19 protein-coding genes and 1 tRNA gene are annotated in these 14,071 nt (G+C 65.4%); 3 read left to right on the top strand and 17 right to left on the bottom strand.

What is annotated here, in order from left to right; translation table 11 throughout:
* Window positions 1–285 precede the first annotated feature (285 nt).
* The 8 genes from AC5Y5W_RS15605 to AC5Y5W_RS15570 all read right to left on the bottom strand — a co-directional run bounded on the left by AC5Y5W_RS15605 (window position 286) and on the right by AC5Y5W_RS15570 (window position 4,774).
* Window positions 286–1,374, bottom strand: coding sequence for a phage major capsid protein (locus tag AC5Y5W_RS15605; protein ID WP_500011040.1), 1,089 nt, complete (start codon window positions 1,372–1,374; stop codon window positions 286–288).
* Window positions 1,375–1,488: 114 nt separating this feature from the next.
* Complete coding sequence (locus AC5Y5W_RS15600; RefSeq protein WP_500011038.1) at window positions 1,489–1,986, bottom strand: hypothetical protein; 498 nt, start codon at window positions 1,984–1,986, stop codon at window positions 1,489–1,491.
* Window positions 1,983–2,249 (bottom strand): hypothetical protein, encoded by a 267-nt coding sequence (locus AC5Y5W_RS15595; protein ID WP_500011037.1) that lies wholly within the window; start codon window positions 2,247–2,249, stop codon window positions 1,983–1,985. The genes AC5Y5W_RS15600 and AC5Y5W_RS15595 overlap by 4 nt, the downstream gene beginning before the upstream one ends.
* Window positions 2,246–2,563, bottom strand: coding sequence for a WhiB family transcriptional regulator (locus tag AC5Y5W_RS15590; RefSeq protein WP_500011217.1), 318 nt, complete (start codon window positions 2,561–2,563; stop codon window positions 2,246–2,248). The genes AC5Y5W_RS15595 and AC5Y5W_RS15590 overlap by 4 nt, the downstream gene beginning before the upstream one ends.
* Window positions 2,563–2,745, bottom strand: a complete 183-nt coding sequence (locus AC5Y5W_RS15585) for a hypothetical protein (RefSeq protein WP_500011036.1) — start codon at window positions 2,743–2,745, stop codon at window positions 2,563–2,565. The genes AC5Y5W_RS15590 and AC5Y5W_RS15585 overlap by 1 nt, the downstream gene beginning before the upstream one ends.
* A 133-nt stretch (window positions 2,746–2,878) precedes the next feature.
* Window positions 2,879–4,186 carry a DUF3631 domain-containing protein gene (locus AC5Y5W_RS15580; RefSeq protein ID WP_500011035.1) on the bottom strand — a complete coding sequence of 436 codons (1,308 nt, stop codon included), beginning with the start codon at window positions 4,184–4,186 and terminating at the stop codon, window positions 2,879–2,881.
* A complete protein-coding gene (locus AC5Y5W_RS15575) occupies window positions 4,186–4,536 on the bottom strand; it encodes a hypothetical protein (RefSeq protein WP_500011034.1) in 351 nt (116 codons plus the stop codon). Before AC5Y5W_RS15575 ends, AC5Y5W_RS15580 begins: the two co-directional genes overlap by 1 nt.
* A 31-nt stretch (window positions 4,537–4,567) precedes the next feature.
* On the bottom strand, window positions 4,568–4,774 hold the full coding sequence (locus AC5Y5W_RS15570; protein ID WP_500011033.1) for a helix-turn-helix domain-containing protein: 207 nt from the start codon (window positions 4,772–4,774) through the stop codon (window positions 4,568–4,570).
* A 282-nt stretch (window positions 4,775–5,056) separates the two neighbouring features.
* On the opposite strand from AC5Y5W_RS15570, the gene AC5Y5W_RS15565 reads away from it, so the two are divergent.
* A complete protein-coding gene (locus tag AC5Y5W_RS15565) occupies window positions 5,057–5,641 on the top strand; it encodes a hypothetical protein (RefSeq protein ID WP_500011032.1) in 585 nt (194 codons plus the stop codon).
* The gene (locus tag AC5Y5W_RS15560; protein WP_500011031.1) at window positions 5,638–6,831 is read left to right on the top strand and encodes a tyrosine-type recombinase/integrase; all 1,194 of its coding nucleotides are present in this window, start codon (window positions 5,638–5,640) and stop codon (window positions 6,829–6,831) included. The genes AC5Y5W_RS15565 and AC5Y5W_RS15560 overlap by 4 nt, the downstream gene beginning before the upstream one ends.
* A 96-nt stretch (window positions 6,832–6,927) precedes the next feature.
* Here AC5Y5W_RS15560 and AC5Y5W_RS15555 read toward each other — a convergent pair.
* The 9 genes from AC5Y5W_RS15555 to AC5Y5W_RS15515 all read right to left on the bottom strand — a co-directional run bounded on the left by AC5Y5W_RS15555 (window position 6,928) and on the right by AC5Y5W_RS15515 (window position 13,263).
* Window positions 6,928–7,004: transfer RNA gene (locus AC5Y5W_RS15555), tRNA-Pro, on the bottom strand.
* A gap of 81 nt (window positions 7,005–7,085) precedes the next feature.
* Window positions 7,086–7,868 (bottom strand): sulfite exporter TauE/SafE family protein, encoded by a 783-nt coding sequence (locus AC5Y5W_RS15550; protein WP_500011029.1) that lies wholly within the window; start codon window positions 7,866–7,868, stop codon window positions 7,086–7,088.
* Between the two features lie 28 nt (window positions 7,869–7,896).
* Complete coding sequence (gene der / locus AC5Y5W_RS15545) at window positions 7,897–9,294, bottom strand: ribosome biogenesis GTPase Der (protein WP_500011028.1); 1,398 nt, start codon at window positions 9,292–9,294, stop codon at window positions 7,897–7,899.
* Window positions 9,291–9,971: a (d)CMP kinase gene (cmk, locus tag AC5Y5W_RS15540; protein ID WP_500011027.1), complete on the bottom strand. Its 681-nt coding sequence runs from the start codon at window positions 9,969–9,971 to the stop codon at window positions 9,291–9,293. Before cmk ends, der begins: the two co-directional genes overlap by 4 nt.
* Window positions 9,968–10,705: a pseudouridine synthase gene (locus AC5Y5W_RS15535; protein WP_500011025.1), complete on the bottom strand. Its 738-nt coding sequence runs from the start codon at window positions 10,703–10,705 to the stop codon at window positions 9,968–9,970. Before AC5Y5W_RS15535 ends, cmk begins: the two co-directional genes overlap by 4 nt.
* Complete coding sequence (gene scpB / locus AC5Y5W_RS15530) at window positions 10,705–11,394, bottom strand: SMC-Scp complex subunit ScpB (protein ID WP_500011024.1); 690 nt, start codon at window positions 11,392–11,394, stop codon at window positions 10,705–10,707. The genes AC5Y5W_RS15535 and scpB overlap by 1 nt, the downstream gene beginning before the upstream one ends.
* On the bottom strand, window positions 11,391–12,197 hold the full coding sequence (locus tag AC5Y5W_RS15525; protein WP_500011022.1) for a segregation/condensation protein A: 807 nt from the start codon (window positions 12,195–12,197) through the stop codon (window positions 11,391–11,393). Before AC5Y5W_RS15525 ends, scpB begins: the two co-directional genes overlap by 4 nt.
* Window positions 12,194–13,057: a ParA family protein gene (locus tag AC5Y5W_RS15520; RefSeq protein WP_499883815.1), complete on the bottom strand. Its 864-nt coding sequence runs from the start codon at window positions 13,055–13,057 to the stop codon at window positions 12,194–12,196. The genes AC5Y5W_RS15525 and AC5Y5W_RS15520 overlap by 4 nt, the downstream gene beginning before the upstream one ends.
* The gene (locus tag AC5Y5W_RS15515) at window positions 13,057–13,263 is read right to left on the bottom strand and encodes a hypothetical protein (RefSeq protein WP_499883814.1); all 207 of its coding nucleotides are present in this window, start codon (window positions 13,261–13,263) and stop codon (window positions 13,057–13,059) included. The genes AC5Y5W_RS15520 and AC5Y5W_RS15515 overlap by 1 nt, the downstream gene beginning before the upstream one ends.
* Here AC5Y5W_RS15515 and AC5Y5W_RS15510 point away from each other — a divergent pair.
* Complete coding sequence (locus tag AC5Y5W_RS15510) at window positions 13,262–14,014, top strand: O-methyltransferase (protein WP_500011020.1); 753 nt, start codon at window positions 13,262–13,264, stop codon at window positions 14,012–14,014. The genes AC5Y5W_RS15515 and AC5Y5W_RS15510 overlap by 2 nt on opposite strands.
* Window positions 14,015–14,071 lie beyond the last annotated feature (57 nt).

The raw sequence follows: 14,071 nt of genomic DNA, 5'->3' as shown, positions 1-14,071 counted from the left end.
TTTTCTGACGACGCCCACATAGCCTGACCTGCGGTTTCGTCGGTCCCGCCCAAAATCGGGAGTCGCAAACGCGACATTTACCGTCATCCGCTATGCCCCCCGGCGAGGCGTTGAGCGTTTGCGGGGCACCCCCGGCAGGGGTGTGGCCTGCGTTTTCACTGACCGCGTGGTTTGCTGCTTGCGGTGGTGCGTTTGGGTCCGGCTGGACCCGCGCGACGGGGGGCACGCAGGTCCAGCCGGTTGCGTCGGCTCGCATGCCATGACAGATGCGCGCCGACACGTTCACTAGCTGGTGACGGTGACCGCGCAGTCGGCGGTGAGGCCGCGATACGTTGCCGTCACGGTGGCCGATCCGGCTGCGACACCGGTGATCAGACCACCCGTTGAGACGGTGGCTTTCGACGTGTCCGAGCTGCTGTAGCTGGCCGCGGTAGTGCGGTCGACGTTGTCGGAGTCTTTCACCGTCAGCTGCTGGGTTGCGTCGACCGCGAGGCTCTTGGTCGTCGGTGTGACGGTGATGCTGGTGAGGTCGCCGACGATGGTGAACTTGCCGATGCGGTCGGGTCGTACGACGACGTGGCCGAAGCGCCAGGTGGCGCGCAGTGCCACGCTGTCGCTGTCGAAGTAGGCGTGTTCGCTTGCGCCGACCATGACCGGGCCGACTGCGGACACGATGGCGTTGCGGTCGACGACGATGCCGGTGTAATCCGGTACGGCGCGGTTGACGATCACCGGCAGCGACAGCATCATCGCGGCGGCGTCGCTGGTCCCAGCACCCAACAGTGACTCGTTGGTGTCGCTGCCTCCGACCTTCAACTTGCGGAACTCTGCCCAGCCCAACGGATCCAACAAGATGGCGGTGGGTGTTGACAGGTTGTTCTGCAACGTCGCGACGAGATCAACCAAGCTGTCCAGGTTGTCAGTGACGTTGGCACCTTCAACAATGCCGCTCGTGTTGACCAGGCCCGCGACGGGTGCGACTGCCGGTGCCGTGGGTGCTGCTTCGGCGACGAATGCCAGATCACCACGGCGAGTCAATGCCCGCGCGACCGACTGTGAAAGCTGCGCCGAGGTCTCAGGCTGCTGGTATTGCTCACGTGAAACGCGGACCAGTTGTGTGACTTTGGCGGTGTGCACCAACACTTCTGACAAATCGGGTTCGGCCTCGGGGATGGTGTCGCCCTCGGCAGTGAACTGGGCGTCGTCGTCGTCGATGTAGGCGACTCGCACTGAGGGTGCGTCACCTTCGACGTTGCCGGCTACGGTGGCGCACTGCAAGATCAATGCTTTGGGGATGACGTCAGCGGGCGCGAACTCGTAGAGGTCGGGCGCCCACGCTTTAGCGCTGTTCGATGTGGTTGCGGTGAAAGCCATGATGGCTCAACCCTTTCTTACTATGGCACGGCGCCAACCGTGCGAAATCAACTGGGATTCATCACGGCTGGCGCCTGGCCTAGTCCGGGTCCGCAACCTGGCGGATAGATGATTCTACCGCTCTTTGTCGCTGGGAGCGAATGCCGCAACCCAATTGTCTTTTTTCGGTTCCGGCGCTGAGGCACCCGACCGCAGCGAACCTATAGGTAGTGGCGTCCGGACGGTGATGCCCAGCGATTCGCGGGCGGCCTGAGCGGCTTGGTTGACGGCCTCGAGGTCGGGTGCGCCGTCCTCGCGCAGTAGGTCTGCGAGTTGCGCGCCGGATGCCCACAACGCGGCCGGTTTCAATCCGGTTGCCATGACGTGGTTGTCGATGGCGGCGCGTTGCATATTTTCGAGCTGGGTTGCGACGTTGTCGCGGGCGGTTTCGGCTTCCCGGCGAGCAACCCGGTGTCGGGCTGCCTCCGAATTCTCGTCGGGGTTGTCGAGGTGGTGGCGGGCTTCGGCGAGCAGCCATGCGAGCGTGTCGGTCTCGGTGGGTTCGGTTTCCCGCAGCGCCTCATAATCCTCGGCGGTGGGCTCGGCGCTGTCGGTGGTGGTGTCGTCGCTCATCGGTCGTTTCCCTTCATGTTGTCGTACTGGTGGCGCAAGTCGCCGAGTTGGCTGAGCATGGATTGCAGGTGTGTGGCGATGTGTTGGGCGCCAACGGCGTCCAACACCAACACGGTGGTGACGCCAGCGCGGTCCTCAGCCCGTAACTCGATAGCGTCTACTCCGTCTTTGTGGCCGCCGTACGCGTAGGTCAGGCGCCGCGGGATGACGGTGACGGACTCGCGCGGCGGCTCGGCGGGGTCGGTGATATAGCAGTCGCTCATGCTGTTCGGTTCTCCTGTCGTGGTTGGGTTTTCGGTCGGCCTACAGGTTTGGGCCGCTGTCCGGCGATGACACCGGCTGGGCGTCGTCGAGGCGGCAATCGGGATAGCCATGCTCGGCAGGCCGGCAGCTCCGGGCAGGTCTCGCAGACCTCGACGGCCTGGCGCTCGCGGGTCTCGGCGGCAGCCGGTGATTCGGTGATGTCCTCGGCCGGAGCGAATAGGTCGGGGCGGCGGCGGCGGCACGCGGCGCGCGGTAGCGACGGTAGGCCTCGAAGAACTGCGGCCAGTAGGTCGACAGCGCCCGCAACGCCCATCACGGCACACACCGCCACCGGTAGCGGCGCACGATATGGCCCACATGCGATTTGCAGATTTTGAATTGGATGGCGAGTTCGCGCTGTGACCACTCTCCGGTGGCGTATTGCTCACGTATTTCACGCACCGCGGCTGCGTCGAGTTTCGCCGATGGGTGCCGTTCGCCTTGATTACGCATCATCGTCGTGCGCCCTTTTTGTGTATCTGGTCAATTCGTTTGGTGAGGCATTCGGCGCAGCGGAACATTCTCGGCGGCGGTATTTCGACCCGGCAGTCCTTGCAGACGCGGGGTCCGATGTCGAGCGGTTCGGGAGTCACGGCGCTCCCTTGGTCTGTTTGCTGAGAATGGCCTTTACCCGGTCGGTCATGCCGGGGGTGTGTTCGGTCGGTGCACCGGGCGGGACTTGCACCGGATCGGCCTCGGGCGTCCCTGTTAATCCGGTGCAAGTGGTTAACCCGGTTGATCTGGCGCGCTCCGGGGTATTTGCGCCGGATTCGCCGGATTCGCCAGATGCACCGGATCCACCATGAGGGGTTTCCCCAATCTTGAGGCGTGTCCAGACAGGCTCGAGTTGCGCCAGCAGGTATCCGCGGGGACCGCGGCCTCCGGGACGTTGAGAGGTCACTTTCGACGCCTGCGAGATCAACACGCCCATCCTCTTCTCGGTGAGGGGTTTGCCATACGGGCTTCCGAGTCCCCAGTAGTCGGGGTTGTGCAGGATGAGCTGAGAGACCAGTCGGCTGGTCGGCACGAATGCGACGGCTGCCGGCCAGACCGTATGTAAGTCGCTCAGCAGAACCATTCCGGGCGGTAGATTTCGTAGACCGGCTTCACGCTCGGCGTGGTCCTCGTCGAGACTGCGGGCTATTAATTCATCGGCCACCGCGGGCCAACGGCCGCGGGCTGCTACCGCGACGCGTTTAATGGGACGCCATTTCTCTTTGGATCGACCGATACAGTTACCGGGCAATTCCACGCTCATTCCGGTTATTGCGTTCCGCACGGCGCCAGCGAAGTCGGCAATCCGGCCCCGTAATATCTCGGCATCGGATTCGATGAATTCCCAATCGCTATCTTCGACTAGGCCGTCGAGGTCGGGCATCAGCAAGATTCGTAGCGACCGGGATCGGGTGTCCTCGGGCAGGTTCGGGGAGTTGCCGGCCATCGCGACGGGTGCGAACGTCGGCATCTCGCACGTCTCCCAGCCGCCGCCCTTGGTGGGGACCAATACCGGCCGGGTGGCGCCGCGGCGGTAACCGGAGTTCAAGATGCCGATCAGGTCGGCAACCCCGGGGCGGTCTGGTCTCAGTGATCGGTCAACCTCGTCCAACAGAACCGTGCGGATGCCGTTTTGCAGTAGGCGTGGTAGCAGGGCAGGCGATGAGAGGGTTGCCGCCTGCACCGGGCGGTGGGCAAGGCGCTGAAGGTGATCTAATACCGTGGTTTTGCCGCTGCCGGGGATCGTGGAGTCGATCAGCAACCGCGGCGTCGTGTACAGCTCCTTGGCTAGGTGCGTCGACACGGTCCATAGAGTCAGCAACGGCAGGTCCAGCGGGTCGGTGACGGCGACGAACCTGGCGAACCATGCTTCAATGTCGTCAAGTAATGCTTCGGCGGTCACTAGGCCACCACCTCCCAGCACTGCGCGATGCGTTGCGCCAGCAGTCGTTTCCGGCCACCACCGCGCCACATCTCCCGTAGTGCGTCAAGGTCGATGGGTGCGGCGATCAGTCCTGCATCGTTGAGGTGCTGGGCGGCGTCGGCGTACGCGCCACACCGGCCGCGATAAGGCCGCCAGGGGTCACTGTGTCCGCCGGCCATAATCGGGAGCCTGTACGAGGCTTGGCGGCGTCGGCGCTTACCGGCGACATCGCTTGCTGCGGTATTCTGGTCGTGGACCTCGTGGTGTTGGTTCGGTTTGGTGTTGGTGGCCTCGTCCGTGACGGCGGGGCCATCTTCTTTTTCGGGCATTTTGGTTTGCCCTCCTGTCCAGGTTCGTGGATTATGCGCTCGCCGAAGTCGATGCGGCGGTGAGCGAACCGACGTATGCGGCAAGGCTTCCCGCGGTGATGAAGCCGCGCCGACCGATGTTGACCTTGACGAGTTCGCCTTGCTTAATGAGTTCGTAGACGGTGGTGCGGCCGACGCCGCCAAGTCGACGGCAAGCGTCGGGGATGGGCACCAACAGTTGTTCCTGTGTCACGTCCATCAGTTGTCTCTCCAATCATGTTTGTAGCGTTAATGTTTCGTGTTGGCTGAGGCCTGAGTTCCGTTCCCTCGCATCCCCGGCGCTGCCGGCAGTCGATGCGGTGTAGCGGGTGCGCGACTACCCGCCGTATCTGCGCTCATGCCCTGCTATGTAGTTGTCAAAGGTCTGCGCCTCCCGTGTTCCTCCGGTAACCCGGCGAACGTGGGCGGTTATTGACAGAATGCAGAGTTAAGTGCATAGTGACAACATTGCACTCACGTACCGAGTGGGAGGTTTGAGACGTTGGCGCGGTATGTACGGTTCGGCGACGATCGCAGCGCCGAGAACGACAGCTACAAGCTGGACATCTCGGGCGAGTTCATGCAGGCCGGTAATTCGTGGCTACCCACCTGGGTGGAGTTCGTGGTTAAGGGACACGATGAGCCGGACTTATGCACGCGCGTAGAGATTCGTGACGAGGTTCCGCGACTTGTCGATTTGCGTTGGCGCGCAGGAGAATACCAACGAGAAATCCGCCAAAAAGATCTTCGCGAGACAGCCGTTGCGAGAATCCTCGACGACGTCTACGCCATGACGGTCATCGAGGTGCGCGACGGCGAAACGGTTCTCAACCTCGGCTCCGAGGGTTCTGATCAGGATAAAAAGATGCGGGGCTTGCTCGATGAGCTGCGCAAGGGGAAACGCAATATTTCGTCTGACCTTCTGCGGCAGGTTGCCGAAGTGTACCGGGCCAACATTGACCACGCCCCGACGGAGGCGGTCGCGCGAAGGTTCGGGGTGCGGTCCCGCATGGCTTCCAGCTATGTCCAGCGGGCCCGAGAGCGCGGTTTTCTGCCGCCAACCAAGCAAGGGAAGAAGCGGGCATGAGTAAGAACGCGAACGGCGAGGGCAGCATCTACAAGCGGATGCGCGACGGCAAGGTGGTCCGCTACGAGGGTGCAATCACGTATGAGGGCGCAGACGGCAGGACCAAGCGACACACCGTGTATGGCCGCACTCGCCAAGACGTTCGCGACAAGCTCAAAACGGCTCGCGAGCGGCTCGACGCTGGCGCGCCTGTCAGGGATGCAACACAAACGGTCGGAGCCTGGATGAGGCATTGGCGCGCAACAACGCTCGCAGCATCCGACCGCAAAGAGTCGACCCGTGACCTGTACGCGAACCTGTCTCGTCGGCATCTTGAATCTGAGCCGTTCGGCGCGATCCGGCTGGACAAGCTGAAGCCGTCGGATATCGACGCCTTGGTGCTCGCGATGCGAAGTAGGACGAAGGCGGGCAAGGGCGAGGCTGCTGAGCCGGTGCGGGCGCTGTCTGACTCGACGATCCGGCAGGCGTACACGGTGTTGCGAGCGGGGCTCGACGGCGCGGTGCGCGATGGGCTGATTGCCCGGAATCCGGCCGCCCGGGTGAAGCGTCCGGGCCTTGAACGGCGCGAAGCGAGGCATCTGGAGGCTGACGCGGTTTCGGCGGTTCTGCGGGCCGCTGAGCCGTCGCGGTATCACCCGGCGCTGGTGTTGATCGCGTCGACCGGGCTCCGCAAGGGCGAGTGCCTGGCGCTGCGCTGGGACACGAACATTGTGAATCTCGACGAAGGTTGGCTGAAGGTCCGTAAGACTCTCGGACGCATCGGTGATCGCCTGGTGGTCAGTGAACCGAAAACCGACCGTGCACGGCGGACGGTGCCGCTGTCCCCCGGCGTGGTGGCGCTGCTGCGTAAGCACAAGGTCGCCCAGTCCGCCGAGAAGCTGCGGGCCGGGAACATGTGGCAGGACTCGGGCCTGGTGTTTACCACGGAGCTGGGCGGCCCGGTCGACCCGCGGAATCTGCTGCGGGTGGTCGAGGTCGCGGCCAAGGCCGCTGGCGTCGAGGGTGTCGGCGTGCACACCCTGCGGCACAGCGCCGCGGTGACGTGGCTGGAGGCCGGGGTGCATATCAAGGCGGTCGCCGATCTGCTTGGGCACAGCTCGATCTCCATTACCGGCGACATCTACGGCCACACTTCCGACGACACGGCGCGGGCCGCGGTCGACGGGCTGAGCGAGACGCTCGGACTATGAGACGGGTTGCTGTATCGGTTGCTGTACTTACCCCGCGCGGGTATCGGTTCCATCGCTCTCGTGGACCGCCCGCAAGTCTCTGACCTGCGTGAACTCTGGTCGGGCTGACAGGATTTGAACCTGCGACCACTTGACCCCCAGTCAAGTGCGCTACCAAACTGCGCCACAGCCCGCCGCCGCCGGTGCACCCGGCAGCAGGTCGAAAGCCTACCGCAGCCGCCCATGGCCGAAGAAACCACGCAGACCGCCGTGTCTTAGATCGTCAACAGGCGGTAGAGCCCGATGGCGCCGACGATGACGATCGTGACGCGCAGCGCATTCGGGGAGAGCCGACGCCCGTAGTGCGCGCCGAGCCAACCGCCGACCAACGAGCCGACTGCGATAAGTCCCGCCGCTGCCCAGCTAATTCGGTCGAAGGCGACCAGGGTGTAGGCCGAGGCCGCCACCAGGTTCACCACCAGAGCCAGCAGGTTTTTCGCTGCGTTCATCCGCTGCATCGACTCGGGAAGCAGCACTCCCATCACACCGATCAGCAGGATGCCCTGCGCGGCGGCGAAGTAGCCGCCGTAGACGCCCACCGCGAAGGTGCCTGCCACCAGAGCGGTCATCCGTCCTGGGCTCAGATGATCAGCGGAGCGGCCGGCGCTCACCGCGCGTCGCCCCGCCCAGGCTTGGATGCGCGGGCCGATGACGACCAGGATCAGCGCCGCGATCAGCAGCGCCGGCACCACCGCGTTGAACACTTTTTCGGGCAGGTGCAGCAGCAGCCACGCGCCCAGCATCGCGCCGGTGAGCGATCCCGGAATCTGCCAGCGCAGCCGATGCCACTGGCCGCGCAATTCGCGACGGTATCCCCAGGTCCCCGACACACCGCCGGCCACCAGGCCGACCGCATTCGACATCGTGGCCACCACCGGTGGATAACCCAGCGTCACCAGCGTGGGAAACGTAATCAGCGTGCCGGATCCCACCAGGGAATTCACCGCGCCGGCCCCCAGGCCGGCCAACATGATCAACACCAGGTGCGAAACGGACACTGTGGCACCCTAATGCCAACCTGACTGGTCAGCGGTTCTTGGCGCTCCGCTTCTCGCGCACCCGCACGTTGATCCGGATCGGACTGCCCTCGAAGCCGAACGCCTCGCGCAGCCGTCGCTCCAGGAACCGCCGGTAGCCCGCCTCCAGAAACCCCGTGGTGAACAACACGAACGTCGGCGGCCGGGCCGTCGCCTGGGTGGCGAACAGAATGCGAGGCTGCTTTCCACCGCGCACCGGCGGCGGCGTCGCGGCCACCACCTCTTTGAAGAACGTGTTGAGCCGTCCCGTCCCAATCCGGGTATCCCACGACTCCAATGCGCTTTCCAGTGCCGGCACCAGCTTCTGCACCGCCCGGCCCGTCTTGGCGGAGATGTTCACCCGCTGCGCCCAGCGCACCTGCACCAACTCGCGGTCGATTTCGCGTTCCAGCAGATAGCGGCGGTCCTCGTCGACCAAATCCCATTTGTTGAACGCCAATACCAGCGCCCGTCCGGCTTCGATGACCATCGACAGCACCCGCTGATCCTGTTCGGTCAACGGCGCCGAGCCATCGATCAGCACGATCACGACCTCGGCGGCATCGATGGCGCCATGCGTGCGCACCGAGGCGTAGTACTCGTGTCCACTGGCCTGACCCACCTTGCGGCGCAGACCGGCTGTGTCCACGAAACGCCAGATCTTGCCGTTTATTTCGATCAGCGAGTCCACCGGATCGACTGTGGTGCCGGCCACCTCGTGGACCACCGAGCGCTCATCCCCCGCCAGCCGGTTCAGCAGCGAACTCTTTCCGACGTTGGGTTTGCCAACGAGCGCGACACGTCGCGGCCCGCCGGTGACCGACGCTGACTCAGCCAATTGCGGCAGCGCGCCGACCACCTCGTCGAGCAGGTCGCCCACACCGCGGCCGTGCATCGCACTGATCGCATGCGGTTGCCCCAGCCCCAGCGACCACAACGCCGCCGCGTCGGCTTCTCCCCTCTCGCCGTCAACCTTGTTGGCGGCCAAGAACACTGGCTTTCCGGAACGCCGCAAGATGCGCGCGGCTGCCTCGTCGCCGGCGGTCGCCCCGACCACGGCGTCGACCACTAGGACCACCGCGTCTGCGGTGCGCATCGCCACCGCCGCCTGCTCGGCCACCAGCTGCTGCAACCCCTTGGCGTCGGGTTCCCATCCGCCGGTGTCCTGCACGACGAACCGCCGGCCGGTCCACAGCGCGTCATAGGACACCCGGTCTCGGGTCACACCAGGAACGTCCTGGACGACCGCTTCACGCCGGCCCAGGATGCGGTTGACCAGCGTCGACTTGCCGACGTTGGGCCGGCCCACCACCGCCACGACCGGTGGCGGTCCCGACGATTCGTCAGCCGAATCGGATTCGCCGAGCTCCCAATCGCTTTCGTCGGCCCAGGTGCCGTCCTGGCTCATCGCAGTGCCTCGCTTCGCTGCTGCACCAGTTCGAGGAGGTGCGCGATCACCTCGGTCTCGGTCATTTCACTGGTGTCGACGACGACGGCGTCCGACGCCGGCCGCAGGGGCGAGACCGTTCGGCTCGAATCCAGATGGTCGCGCCGACGCACGTCAGCCAGCACGGCGTCGTAGTTGTCGGGTAACCCGGCAGCGACGTTCTGGTCGTTGCGCCGCCGCGCCCGAGTCTCGGCCGTTGCGGTCAAAAAGATTTTCACGTCGGCGTCGGGCAGCACCACGGTTCCGATGTCGCGACCTTCCACGACGATGCTTGACTTGCCGTCCGCGAACTCGCGCTGCAACTCCACCAGCCGGGTACGCACCGCCGACACCGATGACACCGCCGACACTGCGCGGGTGACCTCGTCACCGCGGATCTCGGCCGAAACGTCTTCACCGGCAAGGTAACAGCGGTCTACGTCGGGGTCATAGCCGACCGACAACTCAACCGTGGCCGCGGTGGTGCCCACGGCTAAGTCATCCTCTGGGTCGATGCCGGCGCGTAGCACCGCCAGCGTCACGATGCGGTACATGGCACCGGTGTCGAGATAGCGCGCTTGCAGGGCGCGAGCCAATCCCTTGGATACCGAAGACTTTCCGGTCCCGGCCGGCCCGTCGACCGCGACGACAACGTTCACAGGCCGACCGCCCGGTAGAGGTCACCGATCTCCTTGCGGCCCAAGGCCCGGATGCTGCCGGGGCGCTGCTGCCCCAGCGAGACCGCGCCAATGTCGGTGCGCACCAGCTCCTGCACGGGGAAGCCGACCGCGGCCAGCAACCGTCGCACAATGCGTTTGCGGCCCTCGTGCAGCGTCACCCGCACCAGCGTCTTGCCCGGAACGGTGTCCACCACCGCGAAATCATCGACGGCAGCGGGGCCGTCGTCCAATTCGATGCCACCGCGCAGTTTTTTCCCGAGACCGCGGGGCACCGCTCCCGCGACGGTGGCGATGTATGTCTTGGGCACCTGATATGACGGGTGCATCAGCCGGTGCGCCAATTCGCCGTCGTTGGTCAACAGGATCAGTCCCTCGGTGTCGGCGTCGAGCCGCCCGACGTGAAATAGCTTCTGGTTGCCGCGCACCCGATGCTCGATCAGATCGCCGATGCAGGGCCTCCCGCGGTCGTCGGACATCGTCGAATGCATGCCGCGCGGCTTGTTCAACGCCAGATATACCAGCGACTCGTCGAGAACCACCCGCGCCCCGTCGACCCGAATCACCGACGCGCCCGGGTCGACACGGGTGCCCAGTTCGGTCACAAGCTGCCCGTCGACCTCGACACGGCCGTCGGTGATCATCCTTTCGGCGACCCGCCGCGAAGCAATTCCGGCCTGCGACAACACTTTCTGCAGGCGTACACCTTCGGCCATCACTGGTCCACGTCGAACGACAACGGCTTATCGGCCTCATTGGTGTCGCCGGAGAGCTTGATGAAACGTGGCTCGGCGTCCAGCGATTCGCTCAAGTCGTCGATCATGTCGACATCGGGCAGCAGCGGCGCGATATCGGGCAGATCAGCCAGCGAGGAGAGCCCCAACCGTTCCAAGAACAGCTCGGTAGTAGCGAACGTGACCGCGCCGGTGTCGGGATCGGTGCCCGCCTCGGTGATCAGCCCGCGCGCCAGCAAGGTCCGCATGACCGCGTCGACATTGACCCCGCGCACCGCGCTCACCCGCGCCCGGGTCACCGGCTGGCGGTAGGCCACCACCGCCAGCGTCTCCAACGCCGCGCGGGTCAGCTTCGAGCGAGACCCGTCCAGCAGCAGCCGCTCCACATACGGCGCAAACCGGGCCCGGGTGTACATCCGCCATCCGCCGCCGGCCTCGCGCAGGTCGATCCCGCTGTCGCGTTCGGTGAGCGCCGCCGCCATCATCTGCAGCTTGGTGGCGATCCGGTACACCGGCTGTTCGGTCGCCGCGGCCAGCGCCTCCACGGTTACCGGGGTGTCGACGACCAGCAGCAGCGCCTCGAGCACGGCGCCAAGCTCGTCGTCGGGCAATTCGGGTGCGGTCGCGACGTCGATACCCAGGTCGGCATCGCCGGCGTCGTCGGTAGTCATGATTGGTCTCGCAGTTCCAAGTCGTCGGTGGTCGGCCGTTCTCCGGTCCACGAAACCTGGAGCACACCAAGCGGTTCTGACTGGTCGAATGCTACCGCCCGGGCCCGATACAGTTCGAGCAGCGCCAGGAACCGGCCGACGATCTCGATCGGCGCCTGGCAATCGGCGACCAGTTCGGAAAACGACGCCCACTGCCCCGTCCCCCGCGCCTCCAACAGCGACAATAGCCGTTCGGCCTGTTGCGGCACCGACACCATCAACTCGTGCAGATGCTCGGTGGTCACGGTCGGCACCGGGCGCGGGGTGAAGGCGGTCGCGGCGATCTCGGCGAACCGCTCAGCGTCGACGCCGAGCATCACCTCGGGCAGCAGACCTTCGAATCGGTCCTCCAGCGACACTGCCCGCGGATAGCTGCGCAGCGCCGCAGCCTCCAACTCGGCGAACATCTCCGCCACATGCTTGAACGCCCGATACTGCAGCAGCCGGGCGAACAGCAGGTCGCGCACCTCCAACAGCGCCAGGTCTTCCTCGTCGTCGATCTGGCCCGACGGGAGCAGCCGCGCGGCTTTGAGGTCGAGCAGCGTGGCCGCGATGACCAGAAACGCCGTCGTCTCCTCCAGCCCCAGTTGCGGGCCGATCTCGCGGGTATAGGCGATGAAGTCATCGGTGACCTGGTGCAGCGCCACCTCGGTGACGTCGAGGCGGTGCGCGAAAATCAACTGCAGCAGCAGGTCGAACGGCCCCTCGAAATTGGTCAGCCTGACCTGGAAGCCGTTCTGGGTAGCGGTGTCGGTGCTGGTCACGCGCCGAATCGGTCGATGACCTCGCGGGCCAACGCGCGGTAGGCCTGCGCGCCGCCCGATTTGGGCGCCCAGGACGTGATCGGTTCGCCGGCGACGCTGGTCTCCGGGAAGCGGACGGTTCGGGTAATCACCGTGTCGAACACTAGGTCACCGAAGCGCTCCAGCACCCGGGCCATCACCTCGCGGGAGTTCACCGTCCGCGGGTCGTAGCGGGTGATCAGGATGCCGCTGATCTCCAATTTCGGGTTGAGCCGGTCGCGGACCTTCTCGACGGTATCGGTGAGCAGCGCCAGTCCGCGCAGCGAGAAGTATTCGCACTCGGTCGGAATGATCACCCCGTCCGAGCAGGCCAGACCGTTGACGGTGAGCAGGCCCAGCGACGGTTGGCAATCGACGAGGACGTAGTCGTAGCGGTCCAGCACCGGATGCAGCGCGCGGCCCAATGACTGCTCGCGGCCAACCTCGTTGACCAACTGGATCTCGGCGGCCGACAGGTCGATGTTGGACGGCACCAGGTCCATGGTTTTCACGCGAGTGTGGATCAGCACGTCGTCGATCGACACCCGGGGCTCGACCAGCAGGTTGTGGACGGTGCGCTCCAACTCGTAGTGCGGCACACCCAGGCCCGCTGACAGCGCACCTTGCGGGTCGAGATCCACCAGCAGCACCCGGCGGCCGTACTCGGCCAGCGCCGCGCCCAGGTTGATCGTCGACGTGGTCTTGCCCACGCCGCCCTTCTGGTTGCACATCGCGACGACCTTGGCCGGGCCGTGCGAGGTCCGTGGCCTGGGCTCGGGGATCGCCCGCGGCGGGCGACCGGTCAGGCCGACCTCCGGGCTGCTGTCGGTGTTGTCGGTCATCAGCGCCGCTCCTCGATCCCGGCTACGCCGGCCCCCTCGTCGTCGGCGCGGGTCATGCCCGGCCGCTGCTCGGCGCGCACCACCGAAGGGTGCGCGGCGTTCGGGTAATGGCGGACATCGGGGGAAAGTGTAGCGGTTTTGCGCGGCTGCGCCGGGAGACTTGCAGGCGATATAACCAGCCAATACGCGACTATCGTGTCGGTCATGAGTCTGAAGCAACGCATTCCGTTTCTGCGGTGGTCGGTGTGGCGGATGGCAACCGGGGCCCGCAACATCACCACGACAGGTCAGATCGGCGACGGGCGGGAGGCCGCTGCCGTCGACTACGTCCTGCAGAACGCCCGTGCCGGCGACGTCGACGATGTGCTGGCCACCATCGATCGCTTCGCCTACGAGAAGTCGATGCTGATCAATGTCGGCGACGAGAAGGGTGCGCTGCTGGACGCCGCGGTCCGGCGGGCCGACCCGAAGCTGGCGCTGGAGCTGGGTACTTACTGTGGCTATGGCGCGCTGCGGATCGCCCGGGCCGCGCCGACCGCCAAGGTCTACTCGGTCGAGTTGGCCGAGGCCAACGCGGACAACGCTCGGCGGATCTGGGCGCACGCCGGCGTCGCGGACCGGGTGACGTGTGTGGTCGGCACGATCGGCGACGGCGGGCGCACCTTGGAGGCGCTGGCCGACGACTACGGATTCACCGCCGGCGCGCTGGACTTCGTCTTCCTCGACCACGACAAGGACGCCTACCTGACCGACCTGCAGAGCATTCTCGACCGCGGCTGGCTACATGCCGGCTCGATCGTGGTGGCCGACAACGTCAAGATGCCCGGCGCGCCGAAGTACCGCGAGTACATGCGCCGTCAGCAGGACACGCTGTGGAACACCACCGAACACAAGGCGCACGCCGAATACCAGACCCTGATCTCGGACCTGGTGCTGGAGTCGGAGTACCTGGGCTAGCTCGTCGAACGTCGACTTGTCGTCAAAATCCGGGCGAATCTGCCCATCAAGTCGACG

This window comes from Mycobacterium sp. NGS51 (assembly GCF_059812525.1).
Note: the sequence above shows the minus strand (reverse complement) of the source record. Positions and strands in the feature narration are given on the sequence as shown.

What these genes read in the sequence shown, in the direction of transcription:
- AC5Y5W_RS15560 (WP_500011031.1), top strand. Translation starts at nt 5,638, where the DNA reads ATGAGTAAGAACGCGAACGGCGAGGGCAGCATCTACAAGCGGATGCGC.
- AC5Y5W_RS15515 (WP_499883814.1), bottom strand. Translation starts at nt 13,263, where the DNA reads ATGACCGACACGATAGTCGCGTATTGGCTGGTTATATCGCCTGCAAGT.
- AC5Y5W_RS15570 (WP_500011033.1), bottom strand. Translation starts at nt 4,774, where the DNA reads ATGGACGTGACACAGGAACAACTGTTGGTGCCCATCCCCGACGCTTGC.
- AC5Y5W_RS15520 (WP_499883815.1), bottom strand. Translation starts at nt 13,057, where the DNA reads ATGACCGACAACACCGACAGCAGCCCGGAGGTCGGCCTGACCGGTCGC.
- AC5Y5W_RS15595 (WP_500011037.1), bottom strand. Translation starts at nt 2,249, where the DNA reads ATGAGCGACTGCTATATCACCGACCCCGCCGAGCCGCCGCGCGAGTCC.
- AC5Y5W_RS15535 (WP_500011025.1), bottom strand. Translation starts at nt 10,705, where the DNA reads ATGGCCGAAGGTGTACGCCTGCAGAAAGTGTTGTCGCAGGCCGGAATT.
- AC5Y5W_RS15510 (WP_500011020.1), top strand. Translation starts at nt 13,262, where the DNA reads ATGAGTCTGAAGCAACGCATTCCGTTTCTGCGGTGGTCGGTGTGGCGG.
- der (WP_500011028.1), bottom strand. Translation starts at nt 9,294, where the DNA reads ATGAGCCAGGACGGCACCTGGGCCGACGAAAGCGATTGGGAGCTCGGC.
- scpB (WP_500011024.1), bottom strand. Translation starts at nt 11,394, where the DNA reads ATGACTACCGACGACGCCGGCGATGCCGACCTGGGTATCGACGTCGCG.
- AC5Y5W_RS15600 (WP_500011038.1), bottom strand. Translation starts at nt 1,986, where the DNA reads ATGAGCGACGACACCACCACCGACAGCGCCGAGCCCACCGCCGAGGAT.
- AC5Y5W_RS15605 (WP_500011040.1), bottom strand. Translation starts at nt 1,374, where the DNA reads ATGGCTTTCACCGCAACCACATCGAACAGCGCTAAAGCGTGGGCGCCC.
- AC5Y5W_RS15590 (WP_500011217.1), bottom strand. Translation starts at nt 2,563, where the DNA reads ATGGGCGTTGCGGGCGCTGTCGACCTACTGGCCGCAGTTCTTCGAGGC.
- AC5Y5W_RS15585 (WP_500011036.1), bottom strand. Translation starts at nt 2,745, where the DNA reads ATGATGCGTAATCAAGGCGAACGGCACCCATCGGCGAAACTCGACGCA.
- AC5Y5W_RS15575 (WP_500011034.1), bottom strand. Translation starts at nt 4,536, where the DNA reads ATGCCCGAAAAAGAAGATGGCCCCGCCGTCACGGACGAGGCCACCAAC.